This is a genomic window from Pseudomonas sp. ERMR1:02, from assembly GCF_002277815.1.
In the GTDB taxonomy this organism is placed as follows: Bacteria; Pseudomonadota; Gammaproteobacteria; order Pseudomonadales; family Pseudomonadaceae; genus Aquipseudomonas.
The window spans coordinates 491,059-510,250 of record NZ_NKJI01000001.1; the positions used below are offsets into that span (position 1 = coordinate 491,059).

14 protein-coding genes and 2 pseudogenes are annotated in these 19,192 nt (G+C 60.6%); 8 read left to right on the forward strand and 8 right to left on the reverse strand.

Annotation, left to right across the window (positions count from 1 at the left end):
- Positions 1-52 precede the first annotated feature (52 nt).
- The gene (locus CES87_RS02415; RefSeq protein ID WP_128604802.1) at positions 53-1,087 is read left to right on the forward strand and encodes a type IV pilus twitching motility protein PilT; all 1,035 of its coding nucleotides are present in this window, start codon (positions 53-55) and stop codon (positions 1,085-1,087) included.
- A gap of 112 nt (positions 1,088-1,199) precedes the next feature.
- Here CES87_RS02415 and CES87_RS02420 read toward each other — a convergent pair whose 3' ends face one another.
- Positions 1,200-1,820, reverse strand: coding sequence for a C40 family peptidase (locus CES87_RS02420; protein ID WP_128604803.1), 621 nt, complete (start codon positions 1,818-1,820; stop codon positions 1,200-1,202).
- A 249-nt stretch (positions 1,821-2,069) separates the two neighbouring features.
- On the opposite strand from CES87_RS02420, the gene CES87_RS02425 reads away from it, so the two are divergent.
- Complete coding sequence (locus CES87_RS02425; protein ID WP_128604804.1) at positions 2,070-2,501, forward strand: NINE protein; 432 nt, start codon at positions 2,070-2,072, stop codon at positions 2,499-2,501.
- A gap of 82 nt (positions 2,502-2,583) precedes the next feature.
- Here CES87_RS02425 and CES87_RS02430 read toward each other — a convergent pair.
- The 7 genes and pseudogenes from CES87_RS02430 to gshB form a co-directional block, all read right to left on the reverse strand.
- Positions 2,584-3,854: pseudogene (locus CES87_RS02430) on the reverse strand (dihydroorotase).
- Positions 3,851-4,855 (reverse strand): aspartate carbamoyltransferase catalytic subunit, encoded by a 1,005-nt coding sequence (locus tag CES87_RS02435; protein ID WP_128604805.1) that lies wholly within the window; start codon positions 4,853-4,855, stop codon positions 3,851-3,853. The pseudogene CES87_RS02430 and the gene CES87_RS02435 overlap by 4 nt, the downstream one beginning before the upstream one ends.
- A gap of 27 nt (positions 4,856-4,882) precedes the next feature.
- Positions 4,883-5,386 (reverse strand): bifunctional pyr operon transcriptional regulator/uracil phosphoribosyltransferase PyrR, encoded by a 504-nt coding sequence (pyrR, locus tag CES87_RS02440; RefSeq protein ID WP_128604806.1) that lies wholly within the window; start codon positions 5,384-5,386, stop codon positions 4,883-4,885.
- A gap of 94 nt (positions 5,387-5,480) precedes the next feature.
- Positions 5,481-5,918 carry a Holliday junction resolvase RuvX gene (gene ruvX / locus CES87_RS02445; protein WP_128604807.1) on the reverse strand — a complete coding sequence of 146 codons (438 nt, stop codon included), beginning with the start codon at positions 5,916-5,918 and terminating at the stop codon, positions 5,481-5,483.
- The gene (locus tag CES87_RS02450; protein ID WP_128604808.1) at positions 5,918-6,490 is read right to left on the reverse strand and encodes a YqgE/AlgH family protein; all 573 of its coding nucleotides are present in this window, start codon (positions 6,488-6,490) and stop codon (positions 5,918-5,920) included. Before CES87_RS02450 ends, ruvX begins: the two co-directional genes overlap by 1 nt.
- A 197-nt stretch (positions 6,491-6,687) precedes the next feature.
- Entirely contained in the window at positions 6,688-7,587 is a 900-nt protein-coding gene (locus CES87_RS02460) for an energy transducer TonB (RefSeq protein WP_128604810.1), read from the reverse strand.
- 64 nt (positions 7,588-7,651) lie between these two features.
- Positions 7,652-8,605 carry a glutathione synthase gene (gene gshB / locus CES87_RS02465; RefSeq protein WP_128604811.1) on the reverse strand — a complete coding sequence of 318 codons (954 nt, stop codon included), beginning with the start codon at positions 8,603-8,605 and terminating at the stop codon, positions 7,652-7,654.
- A 332-nt stretch (positions 8,606-8,937) separates the two neighbouring features.
- Between gshB and pilG the strand changes: the two genes are divergently transcribed.
- From pilG to CES87_RS02495, 6 genes and pseudogenes are all read left to right on the forward strand, one after another.
- Positions 8,938-9,342, forward strand: coding sequence for a twitching motility response regulator PilG (gene pilG / locus CES87_RS02470; protein WP_128604812.1), 405 nt, complete (start codon positions 8,938-8,940; stop codon positions 9,340-9,342).
- A 57-nt stretch (positions 9,343-9,399) separates the two neighbouring features.
- Entirely contained in the window at positions 9,400-9,765 is a 366-nt protein-coding gene (pilH, locus tag CES87_RS02475) for a twitching motility response regulator PilH (protein WP_096514418.1), read from the forward strand.
- Between the two features lie 10 nt (positions 9,766-9,775).
- Positions 9,776-10,309 (forward strand): chemotaxis protein CheW, encoded by a 534-nt coding sequence (locus CES87_RS02480; protein ID WP_128604813.1) that lies wholly within the window; start codon positions 9,776-9,778, stop codon positions 10,307-10,309.
- Between the two features lie 129 nt (positions 10,310-10,438).
- Positions 10,439-12,498 (forward strand): annotated as a pseudogene (locus CES87_RS02485) (methyl-accepting chemotaxis protein).
- A gap of 63 nt (positions 12,499-12,561) precedes the next feature.
- Positions 12,562-18,621: an Hpt domain-containing protein gene (locus tag CES87_RS02490; protein WP_128604814.1), complete on the forward strand. Its 6,060-nt coding sequence runs from the start codon at positions 12,562-12,564 to the stop codon at positions 18,619-18,621.
- The gene (locus CES87_RS02495; protein ID WP_128604815.1) at positions 18,614-19,084 is read left to right on the forward strand and encodes a chemotaxis protein CheW; all 471 of its coding nucleotides are present in this window, start codon (positions 18,614-18,616) and stop codon (positions 19,082-19,084) included. Before CES87_RS02490 ends, CES87_RS02495 begins: the two co-directional genes overlap by 8 nt.
- Positions 19,085-19,192 lie beyond the last annotated feature (108 nt).

Sequence of the window (19,192 nt, forward strand, 5' to 3'; positions counted from 1 at the left end):
AGGCGCCAGCGGGTCTGAGGTTGGCGGCATTCTACTGGAATTGAGGAGTGCTATGGATATCACTGAATTGCTGGTTTTCAGCGCCAAACAAGGAGCTTCGGACCTGCACCTGTCTGCCGGCCTGCCGCCGATGATCCGCGTCGACGGTGATATACGGCGTATCAACCTGCCGCCCTTGGACCATAAGGAAGTGCAGGCGCTGATCTATGACATCATGAACGACACCCAGCGAGTAAATTTCGAAAAGCATCTGGAAACCGACTTTTCCTTCGATGTTCCCGGTGTGGCGCGTTTTCGGGTCAACGCGTTCAACCAGAGTCGCGGCGCTGGCGCGGTATTGCGCACGATCCCGTCCAAAGTCCTGAGCATGGAAGAACTGGGCATGGGCGATGTGTTCCGCAAAATGACCGACGCGCCCCGGGGTTTGGTGTTGGTGACCGGGCCGACCGGTTCCGGCAAGTCCACCACGCTGGCGGCGATGATCGACTACCTGAACAACCATCGACATCACCATATCCTCACCATTGAAGACCCGATCGAATTCGTCCACGAGTCGCGCAAATGCCTGATCAATCAGCGTGAAGTCCACCGCGATACCCGCAGCTTCGCCACAGCCCTGCGCTCAGCCCTACGCGAGGACCCGGACGTGATTCTGGTGGGCGAGATGCGCGATCTGGAGACCATTCGCCTGGCACTGACTGCCGCCGAAACGGGTCATTTGGTGTTTGGCACCCTGCATACTACGTCGGCGGCGAAAACCATCGACCGGATCGTCGACGTATTTCCGGGGGACGAGAAGTACATGGTGCGCTCCATGCTCTCCGAATCACTGCTCGCGGTGGTGTCCCAGACGCTGGTCAAAAAAATCGGCGGCGGGCGCATTGCCGCCCACGAGATCATGCTCGGTACGTCGGCAATCCGTAACCTGATCCGCGAAGACAAGGTGGCGCAGATGTACTCATCGATTCAGGCAGGCGGATCGCTGGGCATGCAGACGCTGGATATGGGCTTGAAAGATCTGGTGACCAGGGGATTGGTCACCCGCGATCAGGCGCGGGAGAAGGCGCGGTCGCCGGATAATTTTTGATCAGGTCCAGAAACGCCTTCGCGGGCAAGCCTCGCTCCTACAGGTTATGCGTAACCCTTGTAGGAGCGAGGCTTGCCCGCGAAGGGGGCCTCACAGGCGACGGGGCTTCAACTCAGCGCTGAACAACCCGCATTGCGTTGTGTTCTTTCGGCAGAACCCGCTTGGCAACAACGTAATGTTGTTCCCAGTACGGTTTCTTCAAGGTATCGATACTCACCGACTTGCCACGGCGAGGCGCGTGGATGAAGCGGTCGTTGCCCAAATAGATAGCAACGTGATTGACTCGACGGCTCTTGATGTTGAAGAAAATCAGGTCGCCCGGTTTGAGGTCGTTGCGATCGACTTTCTGACCGTGACCACTGGCCATGGCGTTGGAGGTTCGTGGCAGGTCGAATGTCGCGTCGTTAAACGCGTATTTCACCAGGCCGCTGCAATCGAAGCCTTTGCTCGGGCTGCTGCCGCCCCAACGGTATGGTGTACCGAGGACGTTAACAGCGCGGCTCAGCACATTGCTGCTTTCCTTGGTCGCCATTGGCGGAACAAGACCGCTTTTATTGCTGACCAACTGTGGAGCGTGTTTGGTCGACTTTTTGCTTTTGCTCGACGGAGCAGAAGCATGGGATTTGTGGGTGTAACCATTAACGTTCGGAAGACGTTGCTCACGATTGGTGGCGTGGGCGGCCAGTGGCAATAATAGGCAAATGGTTAGCCATGTCTTGAAAAAAGGACGCATTAGGCAAGGCTCGTATGGGTTAGCGCGAAACTTTATAACAGCTTTTTTTGGCATCTCGAGGCCGTTGGTCGATTCCACTTGGGTCTAACGGAACCAAATAAGCGAAAAATTGACGCAATTGCCGGACAGAAGTCAGGTGCTATAAGGCTTTGATGAGAGACAACGTAGCATTTGCCATACGTCGGCTGCCTGTAAAAAAGTCACAAAGATTTAAAGAATATTTATCTATCGTGTGAATCGAGGTCATCAATGAACACCTATCAACCTCCCGTCCCGCACCAAGACACGCACAGTAAAGTGATCGGTTACTTGCTGTGGATTTTCGGTTTTACCGGTGCTCATCGTTTTTATTACGGCAAGCCGGTGACCGGGACGATCTGGTTCTTCACCTTCGGTTTGCTGGGAATTGGCTGGTTGATCGACCTGTTCCTGATCCCTGCCATGGACCGTGAAGCGGACCTGCGGTTCAACGCCGGACCGATCGAATACAACGTTGCGTGGATTCTGCTGACGTTTCTCGGGGTGTTCGGCGTACACCGGATGTATCAGGGGAAATGGATCAGTGGGTTGCTTTACCTGCTGACGGGTGGGTTGTTCTTCGTGGGAGTGCTGTATGACTTCTGGACGTTGAATGATCAGGTTTCGTTGCGCAACGCGCAGAATCGAGGCGCCTTCCAGTAAATCTTCGCTGGCAAGCCAGCTCCTACAAGGACGGTGCACATCCTGTAGGAGCCGGCTTGCTGGCGATGCGCTTGATGCGGTCTTACGCCTGGTGGCTGATTCGTCCATCCACCAGGGTGTAACGCACCACGCCCGGCAGGCTGTGACCAATGAACGGGCAGTTCTCACCCTTGGACAGCCAGGTCTCACCGGCAACGGTCGAGGCTGCAAGGTCGAACAGTACGATGTCCGCCGCACCACCCACCGCCAGTTTGCCCGCCGGCAGGCGCAACGCCTCGGCAGGGCCAGCGCTGAGGCGTGCCAGCAACGTCGGCAAGTCCAGCAGACCGTCCTCCACCAATGTCATCGCCAGCGGCAGCAGCAACTCAACGCTGCTGATGCCCGGCTCCGTGGCCCCGAACGGTGCCAGTTTCGCATCCCGTTCGTGGGGTTGGTGATGGCTGGAAATGGCCGAGATCACCCCTGATTTCACCGCTTCACGGAGGCCATCGCGGTCGGCGCGGGTGCGCAGCGGCGGCTGGACGTGATAGAGGCTGCTGAAGTCGATCAGCGCTTCGTCAGTCAGGATCAGCTGATACAGAGCCACATCCGCCGTGACCTTCAAGCCACGGGCCTGAGCCTGGGCGATCAGGGCTACGCCGCGCGCGCTGGTGAGCTGGCTGAAGTGCGCGCGCACGCCGGTTTGCTCGACCAACAGCAGATCCCGGGCCAGGGCCACGGTTTCGGCGGTTTCCGGAATGCCCGGCAAGCCGAGGAAGCTCGCAGTCGGGCCTTCATGGGCCAGTCCGCCTTCGGCGAGGTCGTGATCCTGGGAGTTGAAAATCACCGTCAGGTCGAAGGTTGCCGCGTAGTCCAGCGCCCGGCAGAGAGTGCGGGTGTTGCGGAAACTTTCCAGACCGTTGCCGAAGGCCACGCAACCGGCATCGCGCAGGGCGACCAGCTCGGCCAGCTGTTCGCCATCCAGACCTTTGCTCAGTGCGCCGATCGGGAACACTTTGGTGTTGCCGGCCTCACGGGCGCGGTCGAGGATCAATTCGGCCACGGCCGAGGTGTCCAGCACCGGTTTGGTTTTGGCGGGCAGCACAGGCTGGTCACGCCACCGGCAGCGGCGGCGCGGGTTTCGCTGATGATCGAGCCTTTGCGGCTGTAGCCCGGTTCGCGCAGGGCGACGTTCAGGTCGACCAGGCCAGGGGCGGCCACCAGGCCTTTGGCGTCGATGGTGTCGACGGCGACAAAACCGGCCGGAGCGGCGCCAATGGCGACGATCTTGCAGGCTTCGACGTGGATATCGGTGACTTGATCCAGGCCGCTGGCCGGATCGATGACGCGGGCGCCGAGAATGCTGAGCTTCACTGAACTTTCTCCTGCTCGAATTGGCGCTGCGCAGTCTGCCCGCTCATGGCCATGGACAAAACGGCCATGCGAATCGCGATGCCGTAGGTCACCTGGTTAAGGATCACCGAGTGCGGGCCGTCGGCCACCGCCGACTCGATCTCCACGCCGCGGTTAATCGGCCCCGGGTGCATGACGATGGCATCGGGCTTGGCGCCGGCCAGGCGCGCGGTGGTCAGGCCGAACAGGCGGTAGAACTCGCCTTCGCTTGGCAGCAGGCCACCGGTCATGCGCTCACGCTGCAGGCGCAGCATGATCACCACGTCGACGTCTTTCAGGCCTTCGGCCATGTCGGTGTAAACCTTCACGCCGTATTGCTCGATGCCGATCGGCAACAGGGTTTTCGGCGCGATCACGCGGATGTCCGGGCAACCGAGGGTTTTCAGCGCCAGCATGTTCGAACGCGCGACCCGCGAGTGCAGGATGTCGCCAACGATAGCCACCGACAGGTTTTCGAAGCCGCCCTTGTGCCGGCGGATGGTGAGCATGTCGAGCATGCCCTGGGTCGGGTGGGCGTGACGGCCATCGCCGCCGTTGATGATCGCCACTTGTGGGCACACGTGTTCGGCGATGAAGTGCGCGGCGCCGGAATCACCGTGGCGCACAACGAACATGTCGGCGGCCATGGCTTCCAGGTTGCGCAGGGTGTCGAGCAGGGTTTCGCCCTTGCTCGCCGACGACGTCGACACGTTCAGGGTGATCACGTCCGCCGACAGGCGCTGGGCCGCCAGTTCGAAGGTGGTGCGGGTGCGGGTGGAGTTCTCGAAGAACACGTTGCACACGGTTTTGCCGCGCAACAAAGGGACCTTCTTCACCGCCCGGGCGCCGACTTCAAGGAAGGAGTCGGCGGTGTCGAGGATTTCCGTCAGCAACTCGCGGCGCAAACCGTCGAGCGAGAGGAAGTGGCGCAGCTGGCCCTGATCATTGAGCTGCAGCGGGCGCTTGGTTTCTAGAGGCGTCATCGCAAGGGGAACTCTCAATAGGGCGGATTAAAGGGCGAGGTCTTGCAGTTCGAGCGCAAGCTCCGGGCCGGACAGTTTCACCCGTTCGTTGGCGGCCAGGGACAGGGTTGCGCCCAACACGTTCGGGCGGATCGGCAGCTCGCCGGCGTCCAGGTCCAGCAGGCACACCAGCGTCACGCTGGCCGGGCGGCCATAATCGAAGAGTTCGTTCATGGCGGCGCGGATGGTTCGGCCGCTCATCAACACGTCGTCGATCAGCACCAGATGCTGGCCTTCGATTTCGAATGGCAGGGCGGATGGGCGCACTTGTGGGTGCAGGCCGTTCTGGCTGAAGTCGTCGCGGTAAAAGGAAACATCGAGCGTGCCGAGGGGCTCATCGCTGCCCAGCTCTTTGAGCAGGGCCTGGGCAACCCAGACGCCGCCGGTACGGATACCGATGTAACGCGGTTCGCTGATGCCACGTTTGGCCAGATAGGCGTCAAGCCGGATCGCCATCTGGCTGATCAGTTCGGCGGGATTTGGCAGGCTCATGGTTGCTCCTTCTTGGGCCCGAACCGGTTTACGCGTGAGGTGGCTCGGGTTGTAGCTAAAAGAGACGCTTGGCGGCTCTTCAGGATTAGGTGCTTCAGGATTCGAACAGCGCGCTGTTTTCGTCGAGCCAGCCTTGCAGCAGCAGGGCGGCGGCGATGGCGTCGACCGGGTTGTCACGGTAGCTGCCTTTCTGCCCGCCACGGGCCAGGCGTTCGCCCTTGGCTTCGTAGGTGGTCAGGCGTTCATCATGGGTATAGAAGGGCAGGTTGAAGCGGCCGTTCAGGCGGCGGGCGAATTTTTCCGCACGCAGGCACATGTCGCTGGGCGTGCCATCCATGTTCAGCGGCAGGCCGACCACCACGGCGTCGGGTTTCCATTCCTTTATCAGCGCTTCGACCTGATCCCAGTCGGGAATGCCATTCTGCGCTTTCAATGTGCACAGCTCGCGGGCCTGGCCGGTAATCACTTGGCCGACCGCAACGCCGATCTGTTTAGTGCCGTAGTCAAAACCCAAAATCAACCGCAGGGCCATCAGGAGTGCCCCGCCTGGCTGGTGAGCAGGCTGAGATTGACGCCCAGGTGCTTGGCCGCCGCTTCGAGGCGCAGCTCGCTACTGGTGTTGAACAGGATGTCGGCGTCGAACGGGCAAGTCAGCCAGGCGTTCTGGGCCAGTTCGGCTTCCAGCTGCCCGGCTTCCCAGCCGGCGTAACCGAGAGTGATCACACTTTTCGACGGGCCGACGCCATCGGCGATGGCGAATAGCACGTCCTGGGAGGTCGACAAGGACAAGTCGCTTTCCAGATCAACGGTCGCCTGAAAGGTCTTGCCCGGCGGATGCAGAACGAAACCGCGATCAGTCTGAACCGGCCCGCCGATGAAGATCGGCACATGCTGGCAGAGGACTGGTGGTTCGATATCGGGGCGTAATTGCTCAAGGATATCGGCCAGGTTCAGGTCTTGCGGACGGTTGACCACCAGCCCCATGGCACCATTGGCCGTGTGCTCGACGATGTAGGTCAAGGTGTGCGCAAAGTTCGGGTCGACCATGTGTGGCATGGCGATCAGGAAGTGATGCTTGAGGTAGCTGGGGATGACGTTCTTCATGATCGCTAGTGTGGCGTTCGAGGGGCGAACTGACAAGCTGGGGATGCACAGGAAATGCCTGTGCAAGGGTCTTTTTGATCTGGGTTTGCTTGAGGGACTCTTCGCGGGCAAGCCTCGCTCCTACAGGAACACGGGGTCATCTGTAGGAGCGAGGCTTGCCCGCGAAGGCGTCGCCCCAATCACCACAAATCAATCGATCAGTTGCTTGAGAGTCTATCCCCGCGCGCAAACTTCCAGGTCCGGATGATTTCCAGTCGATCGATATCCGACAGATCCCCGGTAAACGGTGCAAACGGCGCAGCCAGGCGCACGATGCGCTGGGCGGCCTGATCCAGTAGCGGTTGCCCGGAGGATTCCAGCACCAGCACCTCATACAGCGAGCCGTCGCGGTTGATCGACACCATCAGGCGCAAGTTGCCGTAGATCTGTTGGCGCCGGGCTTCGTCGGGATAATTGAGGTTGCCGATGCGTTCGACCTTCTTGCGCCATTCGTCTTTATACCAGGCACCTTTGTCGCGCATGGTCGAGGCGGCGCTCAGGCGGTGGATGCGCGGGCGTTTGGCGTACAACTGTTGTTCGTTGGCCAGTTCCGCTTCCAGGCTGGCAATGTCGCTGGACAGCTGTTCAGTGTCGAACGTCGGGGCGGCTACGGCAGGCTTGTTGGCGGGCTTGGGTTCTTCGGTTTTGGCGGCGGCTTTTTTCGGCTTCGGCGCAACGGTGGTCACGGCAGCCTTGGGCGCCGCTTCCTGGACTTCAGGCTTGGCCGCTGGCGGTGGCGTGACTTTCTGCACCTTGTTGTCCTGGAAAGGCGCGACCTCGGTGGTCTTGGGGATTGCCTTTTTATCCAGAGTGCCGCTGCCTTGCTGATTCTCCTGAGCGAGAAAATCGGCTTTCTCCGGCTTTTTTTCGCTTTTGAAAGTGGCGAGGGTGATTTCCAGGGTTCTGCTGATCTGCTTGGGTTCGACCACCGTAAAACCGACGCCCAGTAGCAAGGCCAGGTGCACCAGCGCCGCCAGGAACAGGGTAAAACCGAGGCGATCGGCCGGGCGCACGCCGTAGTGGGCGAGTTCGGGAGGCAGATCGGACGGGAGGGTCATGACAAGGAAACCAACATCGCGTTTTCACAGGCCGCGCATGATAACGCAATGTTGGTTTGGCTTATCAACGCGCCTTGAGCTTCTGATCGATGGCATCCATCAACAGGCCGCCGATGTCAGTGCCGAAGGCATTATCGATTTCGCGGATGCAGGTCGGGCTGGTGACGTTGATTTCCGTCAGGTGTTCGCCGATCACGTCGAGGCCAACGAACAGCAGGCCTTTTTCGCGCAGGGTCGGGCCGACTTGCGCGGCAATCCAGCGGTCCTTCTCGGTCAGCGGACGCGCTTCGCCACGGCCACCGGCGGCGAGGTTGCCACGGGTCTCGCCAGCGGCGGGGATGCGCGCCAGACAGTAGTCTACGGGCTCGCCGTCGATCATCAGGATGCGTTTGTCACCATCGACGATGGCCGGCAGGTAACCCTGGATCATGATCTGTTGTTGACCGTGCAGGGTCAGGGTTTCGAGGATCACCGACAGGTTCGGGTGGCCCGCGGTGTGGCGGAAGATCGAGGAACCGCCCATGCCGTCCAGCGGCTTGAGGATCACATCACCATGGTGATCGGCGAATTCACGCAGTACATCCGGGCGGCGGCTGACGATGGTCGGCGGCGTGCACTGCGGGAACAGCGTGGCGAACAGTTTCTCGTTGCAGTCGCGCAGGCTCTGCGGCTTGTTGACCACCAGCACGCCAGCGCTCTCGGCCTGTTCCAGCAAATAGGTGGAGTAAACGAACTCCATGTCGAATGGCGGATCCTTGCGCATCAGGATCACATCCAGATCGCTGAGCAGCGCGTCTTGCTCGGCTTCCAGTTCGAACCATTTTTGCGGGTTGGCGAACACCTTCAACGGACGCATCCGCGCCCGAGCCTGGCCTTCGGCCTGGTACAGGTCACGCTGTTCCATATAGAACAGTTCCCAGCCGCGCTTCTGCGCAGCCAGCAGCATGGCCAGCGAGCTATCCTTTTTATAGGAGATGCTGGCGATAGGGTCCATGACAATCCCGACGCGAACGCTCATGGGTCTTTCCTCGAAATTTGGGGGCAATGACGACCTGTGTAGGAGCGAGCTCGCTCGCGATGGAGTGTCAGTCGACACCAATGCAGCTGGTACACCATCGCGAGCGAGCTCGCTCCACAACAAAAGATCAGCGTATAAAAGTGGCGTCAGAGTGGCGCTGAGTGTGTTCCCGGTCAAGGAAAAACCACCGTGCCGGTCGCCCGATAGATTGGTTCCGGAGACTGTGCTAAAAAGACTGCCAAGTTGTACTGGCCCTTGAGTATCAAGGGTTTCGAGCCGCCGTTAACCGGCAAACGGACAAATTGTTTCGCAAAGGCGACGGTAGAGCATTTATGGAACAGCAATCCAGCGCCTTGACGGTCATGGTGATCGACGATTCGAAGACGATTCGCCGCACCGCCGAAACGCTGCTCAAGAACGTGGGTTGTGAAGTCATCACGGCCATCGACGGTTTCGATGCCCTGGCCAAGATTGCCGACAATCACCCCGGCATCATCTTCGTCGACATCATGATGCCCCGTCTGGATGGCTATCAGACCTGCGCTTTAATCAAGAACAACAGTGCATTCAAGTCCACGCCAGTGATTATGCTGTCGTCCAAGGACGGGCTGTTCGACAAGGCCAAGGGGCGCATCGTTGGCTCCGACCAATTTTTGACCAAGCCTTTCAGCAAGGAAGAACTGCTGAACGCGATCCAGGCCCATGTTCCGGGCTTCGCCGCCGTTCTGCCGCAGTAAGACACCTACAGTGACGCTCGGCCAGCGGGCCTTGCGTCGACAAGAATGGGGAAGACCATGGCACGTATTCTGATCGTCGACGATTCGCCGACTGAAATGTACAAACTGACCGGCATGCTGGAAAAACACGGTCATGAAGTATTGAAAGCCGAAAACGGCGCCGACGGCGTGGCCCTGGCCCGCCTGGAAAAACCCGATGCGGTGCTGATGGACATCGTCATGCCCGGCCTCAACGGGTTCCAGGCAACCCGTCAGTTGACCAAAGACCCGGAAACCGGGCACATCCCGGTGATCATCATCACCACCAAGGATCAGGAAACCGACAAGGTCTGGGGCACGCGCCAGGGCGCCAAGGACTACCTGACCAAGCCGGTCGATGAAGAGACCCTGCTCAAAACCCTCAACAATGTGCTGAACGGTTGATCGTCCGGCCATGACCGAGTCGCTGACGGCCTTCGAGCTGCTGCTGCAGATCGACCAGCGCTGTCGCCTGCTGGCGGCCGACTTGCCGTCCCAGCCAACCCGGCAGGACAGCTGGAGCGGCATTGGCTTTCGCCTGGGCGATCACTGGTACGTCGCGCCCATGGGCGAAATCAGCGAAGTGCTGCACGAACCGCGCTTTACCCAGGTGCCGGGGGTGAAAACCTGGGTCAAGGGCGTGGCTAACCTGCGTGGGCGATTGCTGCCGGTCATGGATTTGTGTGGTTTCTTTGGCCACGAAGTTTTGGCAGCGCGCAAGCAGCGGCGAGTGTTGGTCGTGGAACATAACGAAGTGTTTGCCGGGTTGTTGGTCGATGAGGTTTTCGGCTTGCAGCATTTTGCCCAGGACAGCCTGGAGCCGGCAGATCAATCGAGTGGACCGATTTCGGCATTTATCAAAGGCCGGTTCCAGCGTGAGCAAACCTGGCAGGTGTTCAGTCCGTTTGCGTTGGCGAGATCACAAGGCTTCATGAGTATCGCGGTGTAAACACGTCAACTTGTAGGAGCGAGGCTTGCCCGCGAAGAACGATGACGCGGTCTTCCAGGCACACCACGTTATCGTTCTTCGCGGGCAAGCCACGCTCCTACGGGGCGTATTGGTGAATTGGGCAAACCGATGATAAAAGCAAAAACAGGCAAGCCAATGGAAGGGTCACGCAGTCGTTCGCAGATCATCGCGCTGTTCATCGCGCTGATCGTCTTCATCATGCTGTTGTTCGCCAACTTCGCGTACCTCAACACCCAGGCCACGTACGATAAACAGTACATTGGTCACGCCGGCGAGCTGCGCGTGCTGTCCCAGCGCATAGCCAAAACGCCACCGAAGCTGCCGCCGGCAAGGCGGCGGCGTTCAAGTTGCTCAGCGATGCGCGTAACGATTTTGCCCAGCGCTGGAGCTATCTGAAAAAGGGCGACCCTTCCACTGGCCTGCCACCGGCACCGGCCACCGTGCGCCCGGAAATGCGCGCCGTGCAGCTGGACTGGGAACGGCTGCTGAAAAACACCGACGCCATCCTCTCCAGCGAGCAGACCGTGTTGTCGCTGCATCAGGTCGCGGCGACCCTGGCCGAAACCGTGCCGCAGTTGCAAGTCGAGTACGAGAAAATAGTAGAGATCCTCCTGCAACGCGGCGCCCCGGCCGCCCAGGTGGCGATGGCTCAGCGTCAATCGCTGCTGGCCGAGCGCATTCTGGGTGCGGTAAACACAGTGTTGTCCGGCGACGAAAACTCTCAACAGGCTGCCGACGCCTTCGGTCGCGACGCGGCGCGTTTCGGCCAAGTGCTAAACGGCATGCTTCAGGGCAATGTGGCGCTGCGGGTCAGCCAGGTCGAAGACCACGATGCGCGGGCGCGGTTGATGGAAATTTCCGAGCTGTTCGAATTTGTCTCCGGTTCCGTGGATGAAATCCTCGAAACTTCGCCGGAGCTGTTCAAGGTCCGCGAGTCGGCCACCAACATTTTCAGCCTGTCACAAACCCTGCTCGACGAAGCCTCGCACCTGGCCGGTGGTTTCGAAAACCTCGCCGGCGGGCGCAACACCGACACCATCGGCGGTTACGTACTGGGCCTGGCAGCGCTGATGTCGATCATCCTCATCGGTATGGTGATGGTGCGCGAAACTAATCGCCAGTTACGGGAAACCGCCGAGAAGAACGAGCGCAACCAGAACGCGATCATGCGCCTGCTCGACGAAATCGAGGACCTGGCCGACGGCGACCTGACAGTGACCGCCTCGGTGACCGAAGACTTCACCGGCACCATCGCCGACTCGATCAACTATTCCGTGGACCAGTTGCGCGACCTCGTGGCGACCATCAACCTGACTGCTGGCCAGGTCGCCGCCGCCGTGCAGGAAACCCAGGCCACCGCCATGCACCTGGCGCAGGCCTCGGAACATCAGGCCCAGCAGATCTCCGAGGCCTCCACCGCGATCAACGACATGGCCGAATCCATCGATCAGGTGTCGGCCAACGCCGCCGAATCCTCGGCGGTGGCCGAGCGCTCGGTGGAAATCGCCAACAAGGGCAATGAGGTGGTGCACAACACCATCCATGGTATGGACAACATTCGCGAACAGATTCAGGACACCGCGAAGCGGATCAAGCGCCTGGGCGAGTCCTCCCAGGAAATCGGCGATATTGTCAGCCTGATCGATGACATTGCCGATCAGACCAACATTCTCGCCCTCAACGCAGCGATCCAGGCGTCCATGGCCGGTGATGCCGGGCGCGGTTTCGCGGTGGTCGCCGATGAGGTGCAACGACTGGCGGAGCGTTCTTCAAAGGCCACGCGGCAGATCGAAACCTTGGTGCGGGCGATTCAGACCGACACCAACGAAGCAGTGATTTCCATGGAGCAGACCACCACCGAAGTGGTGCGCGGCGCACGTCTGGCGCAGGATGCCGGTGTGGCCCTGGAAGAAATCGAAGGAGTTTCCAAAACCCTTGCGGCGCTGATTCAGAGCATTTCCAACGCCGCACAACAACAGACGTCGTCTGCCGGTCAGATTTCCCTGACGATGAACGTGATCCAGCAGATCACCACGCAGACCTCGTCCGGCTCCACCGCCACCGCCGAGAGCATCGGCAACCTGGCGAAAATGGCCAGCCAGCTGCGGCGCTCGGTGTCCGGTTTCACCTTGCCGGCCACCAAGGCCCAGGTGACGGACAAAGCTTGAACCGCCCGCGGGCGCATGCAATTTGACTGATGCAACGTGACTGAAGCGAAAACTGGAGTGGTTATGGGTGATCGGCACGACTATGTGGCCCTCGAATGGGTCAAAGGCGAGATTACCGAAACGCTGAAGCAGGCTCATCACGCGATCGAAATCCAGCTGGATGATCCGCAGGCGACGCATGCCCTGAGCGATTGTCTGGCGTGCATCCATCAGGTTCACGGTAGTTTGCAGATGGTCGAATTCTACGGCGCGGCCCTGCTTGCCGAAGAGATGGAGCAACTGACCGCGGCCTTGCAACACAATCGCGTCAGCCATCGCGACGAAGCGCTGCATCTTTTACTGCAAGCGCTGGGACAGCTGCCGATCTACCTCGACCGGGTGCAAGGCGCCCGCCGCGACTTGCCGCTGGTGGTGCTACCGTTGATCAACGATCTGCGCAGCGCCCGTGGTGAAAGCCTGTTGTCGGAAACCAGCCTGTTCAGCCCGCAATTGCCGGACTTGCTACCCCTGGGCGAAGAATCGCTGGCGCTGCTGGAGCCGGCGGATTTGCCGAATGTGCTGCGCAAGTTACGGCAGATGTTGCAGATGGCCCTGGTCGGCTTGCTGCGCGAGCAGGATGATGACACCCACCTCGGTTATTTGGCCAAGGTGTTTTCCCGCCTTGAAACTTTGTGCGGCGATGCGCCCCTGAGCCCGTTATGGCAGGTCGCTTCGGCGCTGGTCGAAGGCATGCGCGGCGGTGCGATCGCCAACAGTCCGGCCTTGCGCAGCCTGTTCAAAGACGCCGACAAAGAACTCAAGCGCCTGCTTGAGCAGGGTATGCCCGCGATTAATCAGCCGGCGCCGCCGGAGCTGCTCAAGAGTTTGCTGTTCTACATAGCCAAGGCCGAACACCCCACCGGGCAGATGCTGACCATGAAAGATCGCTACGGACTGGATGACGCGCTGCCCGACAACGCGATGGTCGATGAAGAACGCGCACGGCTGGCCGGTCCCGACCGCGACGCCATGCGTTCGGTATTGGCGGCGCTGTGCGAGGAGCTGGTGCGGGTCAAGGAGCGCCTGGATCTGTTCGTGCGCAGCGACCGGCAACACGCCTCGGATCTCGACAGTTTGCTCGCGCCGCTACGGCAAATCGCCGATACCCTGGCGGTGCTGGGTTTCGGTCAGCCGCGCAAAGTCATCATCGATCAACTGGCGGTGGTGCTGAGCCTTGCCCAGGGCCAGCGGGTGCCCGATGACGCAATTCTCATGGACGTCGCCGGGGCTTTGCTCTACGTCGAAGCGACCCTGGCCGGCATGGTCGGCACCGTGGAGCCCGAGAGCCAGGAAGAAGGTCGCTTGCCAACCACCGATCTGACGCAGATCCATCAGATCGTGATCAAGGAAGCTCGCATCTGCCTTCAACAGGCCAAAGACATGATCGTCGACTACATCGACGCCGACTGGGACCGGCAGCATTTGCAGGCACTGCCGGCATTGTTGACCCAGGTGCGTGGCGCACTGGCAATGATTCCGTTGAGTCGGGCGGCGGGCCTGATCGAAACCTGCAATCACTTCATCCGCGAACATCTGCTGCTCGATCCGGGCCAGCCCGGCTGGCAGGAACTGGACAGCCTGGCTGACGTCATCGCCAGCCTCGAATATTACCTGGAGCGCCTCAACGATGACCCCGAAGCACCCGGTGAACAGCTGCTCGACATCGCGGAAAAAAGCCTGGCGTCACTCGGCTTCTTCCCTAACGAACAGCCCAGTGAACAGCATGTGCCCATGCTTGGGGATGTGCTGAGCCCCAGCGAAGCGCAGACCCTGCAGCACCAGCAGGAGCTGGATGCCCCGGCCGTCGTCCAGACTCTGGCCGATGTGCTGGCCAACCCGGTGTCCGCCCTCAATCCTCCGGCCCTGACCACGCCGGGCAGTCTGTTGCCGCCGCCCGCGGGTGAAGAACCAGTGGACGATGAGCTACGCGAAGTATTCCTCGAAGAAACCGAGGAGGTGCTGGAGATCCTTCGCGAATACTTGCCGCGCTGGTCGAGCAACCCCGACAACCGTTCAGCCCTCAGTGAACTGCGCCGCGCCTTCCATACCCTCAAGGGCAGTGGCCGGATGGTTCGCGCACTGGTGCTTGGCGAACTGGCCTGGGCCGTTGAAAACCTGCTCAATCGCGTACTGGAAAACAGCGTGGAGCCGGGCGCAACGGTGCAGCAGCTGATCGGTGATGTGCTGCATTTGCTGCCGGAACTGGTGGCGGAATACGCCGCCAATGCCCAGCGCCAGCGTAATGATGTCGACCAGTTGGCCGTCCGCGCCCATTCTCTGGCCAAGGGTGATGAGTCGGCATCCGACGAGGACACGCAAGACGTCACGGCACTCGATCCGCTGTTGCTGGAGATCTTCCGCAAAGAAGCGCAAACCCATTTGAGCAGTCTGAACCGCTTCCTCGACCGGGCCGCCGAACACGTCCCGCTGCAAGCCAGTGACGAACTGCTGCGCGCCTTGCACACCCTCAAGGGCAGTGCGTCGATGGCCGGGGTCTTGCCGATTGTCGAGCTGGCCGCGCCGCTGGACCAACTGGCCCGGGAGTACAAAGCCCATCAAATCGCCCTCGACCTCGACGAAGTCGAAGTGCTGCTCGAAGCCGAAGGTTTGTTCCGTCTCGGTTTACGCCAGCTCAAGACGGATCCGCTGGCCGAAATCCCCGACGCTACTGAATTGATCGAGCGTACCCGGGCATTGCTGTCGGAACGTCTGACCAGTCTGTCGAACACACCGAATACCGCGCTGCGGGTCAAGCGCGATCCGCAGTTGATCAACAACTTCCTGGCCCAGGGCATGGACATCCTGCTGGACGCTGAAAGCCTGTTGCAGCGCTGGCAGCAACACCCCGGCGAACGTCAGGAACTCAGTGCACTGCTGGACGAATTGACCACCCTCGGCGAGGGCGCGCACCTGGCGGATCTGCATCCGGTGGATGAACTCTGCGAAGCCTTGCTCGATCTCTACGGTGCCGTGGAAGAAAGCAGCCTGGCCGTCAGCGAAGCGTTTTTCCTCGAGGCACAAGGCGCCCACGAAGCGCTGATCAACATGCTCGACGAACTGGCCGCCGGCCAGGAAGTCACCCCGCGCCCGGACCGGGTTCGCGCCTTGAACGGCTTGCTCGACGAGAGCCTTGATCCCTCGGCCATGGGCCTGATCCGCAGTGACGGCAGCCGCTCCCTGAGCATTCGTGAACTGGGCGATGCCACCGCTGAACTGGCCCAAACCGCATCGCTAACGCGGTCCCCTGTAGGAGCTGGCTTGCCAGCGAAGGACTCACAGGCGCCGCGTATATCCAATGAAAACGCGTCATCGTTTACGTCCATCGCTGGCAAGCCAGCTCCTACAGAGGATCGTGTTCCCCCGCAATCAGAGCGCGCGGTTGAGGTAGACGATGAAATCGTTTCTATCTTCCTCGAAGAAGCGGTCGACATCCTCGACAGCGCCAACCAGGCCTTGCAACGCTGGTTGAATGAGCCGCAAAACGCGGCGCCGTTGTCGTCCTTGCAACGCGACTTGCACACCCTCAAGGGCGGCGCGCGGATGGCCGCGGTCGAGCCGGTCGGTGACCTGGCCCATGAACTGGAAAGCCTTTACGAAGATTTGGTGGACCGCCGTTACAGCTACAGCGAAGCGCTGGCGCAGTTGCTGCAGCACAGCCATGACCGGTTGGCGCAGTTACTTGAGCAGATGCAGAACCACCAGCCGTTGGGCGACCCGAGTGAACTGATCGAGGCGATTCGCGCGTTTCGCCAGGGCCACGCTGTTCACGTCGATATGGCCGCGCCGGCGGCCGGCGACGACTCGACCCATCATGACAGCGAGCTGCTGGATATCTTCCTCGAAGAGGGCTTCGACATCATCGAAAGCTCCGGCGCGGCGCTGGTGCGCTGGCAGGCCGAGCCTTCGAATCGTCAGGAAGTGGAAACTCTGCTGCGCGACCTGCACACCCTCAAGGGCGGTGCGCGCATGGTGGAAATCACCCCGATCGGCGATCTGGCCCATGAGCTGGAATTTCTCTACGAGGGTTTATCAACAGGCGTACTGAAACCCACAGGCGCGTTGTTTGAATTGCTGCAACGCAGCCATGACCGACTGGCGCAGATGCTTGACGCGGCTCGGGCCGGGGAGCCGTTGCCGCCGGCCGATCGATTGCTCGAAGCGATCAGGAATTTCAGCCACCCGACGCTCCCTGAAGCCCCGGCTCCGATTGCGCTGCCTGGTGCGGTAAAAACCGAGGCGCCGCTGCTGCAACCGGACCCCGGCGCAGACATGGTCAAGGTCTCGGCGGAACTGCTCGACGACCTGGTCAACCTGGCTGGCGAAACGTCGATCTTCCGTGGACGGATCGAACAGCAGGTCAGCGATGCGCAAGTGGCCTTGAACGAGATGGAAACCACCATCGAGCGGATGCGTGACCAGTTGCGTCGCCTCGATACCGAAACCCAGGGCCGGATCCTCAGCCGGCAGCAAGACGCCGAGCGCCTGGGCTACGAAGAATTCGATCCGCTGGAAATGGACCGTCACTCGCAGTTGCAACAACTGTCCCGGGCCTTGTTCGAGTCCGCCTCCGACTTGCTCGATCTCAAGGAAACCCTCGACCGGCGCAATCAGGACGCAGAAAACCTGCTGCAACAACAGGGCCGCATCAACACTGAATTGCAGGAAGGCCTGATGCGCACGCGCATGGTGCCGTTTGAAAGGATGCTCCCGCGATTGAAGCGCATCGTGCGTCAGGTGTCCGAGGAGCTAGGCAAAGACGTCGAGTTCATCGTCGGCAACGCCGAAGGCGAAATGGATCGCAACGTGCTCGAACGCATGGCAGCACCGCTGGAGCACATGCTACGCAACGCCTTGGACCATGGCCTTGAATCCGCCGAGGTGCGCATCGCGGCGGGTAAACCGGCGCAAGGGCGGATCACCCTTGACCTGTCTCGCGAAGGCGGCGACATCATTTTCGATATCCGCGATGACGGTGCAGGCGTGCCGCTGGATGCCGTACGGCGCAAGGCGATCAAGCGCGGCTTGCTCGATCCGAACAGTGAAATCAGCGACCGTGACGTGTTGCAGTTCATCCTGCAACCGGGTTTTTCCACTGCGGAGAAAATCACCCAGATATCCGGTCGCGGCGTCGGCATGGACGTGGTGCACGAAGAGGTGCGGCAACTGGGCGGCAGCATGAGCATCGACTCTGTGCCTGGGCAGGGCGTGCATTTTCGTATCCGTCTGCCGTTCACCGTGTCGGTCAACCGTGCGCTGATGGTGCAGTGCGGGGAGGACCAGTACGCGATTCCGCTGAACACCATCGACGGTATCGTCCGTGTGTTGCCCAACGAGCTCGAAGGGCATTTCCGTCTCGATCCGCCGACCTATGAATACGCCGGCCAACGCTATGAACTGTGCTATCTGGGCGAGCTGCTGAAAACCAGCCCCCGGCCAAAGCTCTTGGGCCAAAGCCTGCCGTTGCCGGTGCTGCTGGTGCAATGCAACGAGCGCCATATCGCGGTGCTGGTCGACGCCATGGCCGGCACCCGGGAGATCGTGGTCAAGAGCCTCGGCCCGCAGTTTGCGGCGGTGCAGGGTGTCTCCGGGGCAACGATTCTGGGGGACGGCCGGGTGGTGCTGATTCTCGATCTGCTGGCGCCGATCCGCGCCCTGCAAGCCCATGTGCCGCAGCGCACCTCGGGCCAGGAAAGCGAATTCGAACCGCAAAAACCATTGCTTGTGATGGTGGTCGATGACTCCGTTACCGTGCGCAAGGTCACCAGCCGTTTGCTCGAACGCCACGGCATGAACGTGCTGACCGCCAAGGATGGTGTCGACGCTATGCTGCTGCTCGAAGAACACATTCCCGACATCATGCTGCTGGACATCGAAATGCCGCGCATGGACGGCTTCGAAGTGGCGAAGCAAGTGCGCAGCGACGAGCGTTTGCAGCGCCTGCCGATCATCATGATCACCTCCCGCACCGGCCAGAAACACCGCGACCGGGCCATGGCCATCGGCGTCAACGACTACCTTGGCAAGCCGTACCAGGAATCGGTACTGCTCGAAAGCATCGCCCTGTGGAGCAAAACCCATGCTTGAGCGGCGTATCAACCAGCGCAGCATCAACCTCACCGGCCTGCTGCTGCCTTTGGCCGACCGCAACCTGATCCTGCCCAACGTCGCAGTCGCCGAGCTGATCGATTACCAGAGCGCGGCGTTCGATCTCGATGCTCCGCCGTGGTACCTCGGTCGAGTTGCATGGCGAAACCGGCAGATTCCCCTGATCAGTTTCGAGTCGGCGTGCGGCAACAAAATCGTCATTGGCGAGCGCGCGCGAATCGTCATTCTCAATGCGCTGGGTGGTCGGGCTGAACTGAAGTTCATTGCGATGCTGGTTCAGGGGATTCCGCGGTCGTACAAGCTCGACAGTCAGTTGAGTTATGTGGACGTGCCGTTGTGTTCGCTGGAGAAAGCGGCGGTGCAGGTGGCTGATCAGGTGGCGAAGGTGCCGGATTTGTTGGCGCTGGAGGAGTTGCTTGTAGATGCCGGATTGGCCAACTAGGCCAGGTTTTTTGGTGATTGCACCGGCCCCATCGCGGGCAAGCCCGCTCCCACAATGCCCGCGTCGGACACAAATTTTATGTACGACACGAGCCCTGTGGGAGCGGGC

Coding starts and splice junctions, on each gene's coding strand:
- CES87_RS02415 (WP_128604802.1), top strand. CDS start 53: ATGGATATCACTGAATTGCTGGTTTTCAGCGCCAAACAAGGAGCTTCG.
- CES87_RS02420 (WP_128604803.1), bottom strand. CDS start 1,820: ATGCGTCCTTTTTTCAAGACATGGCTAACCATTTGCCTATTATTGCCA.
- CES87_RS02425 (WP_128604804.1), top strand. CDS start 2,070: ATGAACACCTATCAACCTCCCGTCCCGCACCAAGACACGCACAGTAAA.
- CES87_RS02435 (WP_128604805.1), bottom strand. CDS start 4,855: ATGACGCCTCTAGAAACCAAGCGCCCGCTGCAGCTCAATGATCAGGGC.
- pyrR (WP_128604806.1), bottom strand. CDS start 5,386: ATGAGCCTGCCAAATCCCGCCGAACTGATCAGCCAGATGGCGATCCGG.
- ruvX (WP_128604807.1), bottom strand. CDS start 5,918: ATGGCCCTGCGGTTGATTTTGGGTTTTGACTACGGCACTAAACAGATC.
- CES87_RS02450 (WP_128604808.1), bottom strand. CDS start 6,490: ATGAAGAACGTCATCCCCAGCTACCTCAAGCATCACTTCCTGATCGCC.
- CES87_RS02460 (WP_128604810.1), bottom strand. CDS start 7,587: ATGACCCTCCCGTCCGATCTGCCTCCCGAACTCGCCCACTACGGCGTG.
- gshB (WP_128604811.1), bottom strand. CDS start 8,605: ATGAGCGTTCGCGTCGGGATTGTCATGGACCCTATCGCCAGCATCTCC.
- pilG (WP_128604812.1), top strand. CDS start 8,938: ATGGAACAGCAATCCAGCGCCTTGACGGTCATGGTGATCGACGATTCG.
- pilH (WP_096514418.1), top strand. CDS start 9,400: ATGGCACGTATTCTGATCGTCGACGATTCGCCGACTGAAATGTACAAA.
- CES87_RS02480 (WP_128604813.1), top strand. CDS start 9,776: ATGACCGAGTCGCTGACGGCCTTCGAGCTGCTGCTGCAGATCGACCAG.
- CES87_RS02490 (WP_128604814.1), top strand. CDS start 12,562: ATGGGTGATCGGCACGACTATGTGGCCCTCGAATGGGTCAAAGGCGAG.
- CES87_RS02495 (WP_128604815.1), top strand. CDS start 18,614: ATGCTTGAGCGGCGTATCAACCAGCGCAGCATCAACCTCACCGGCCTG.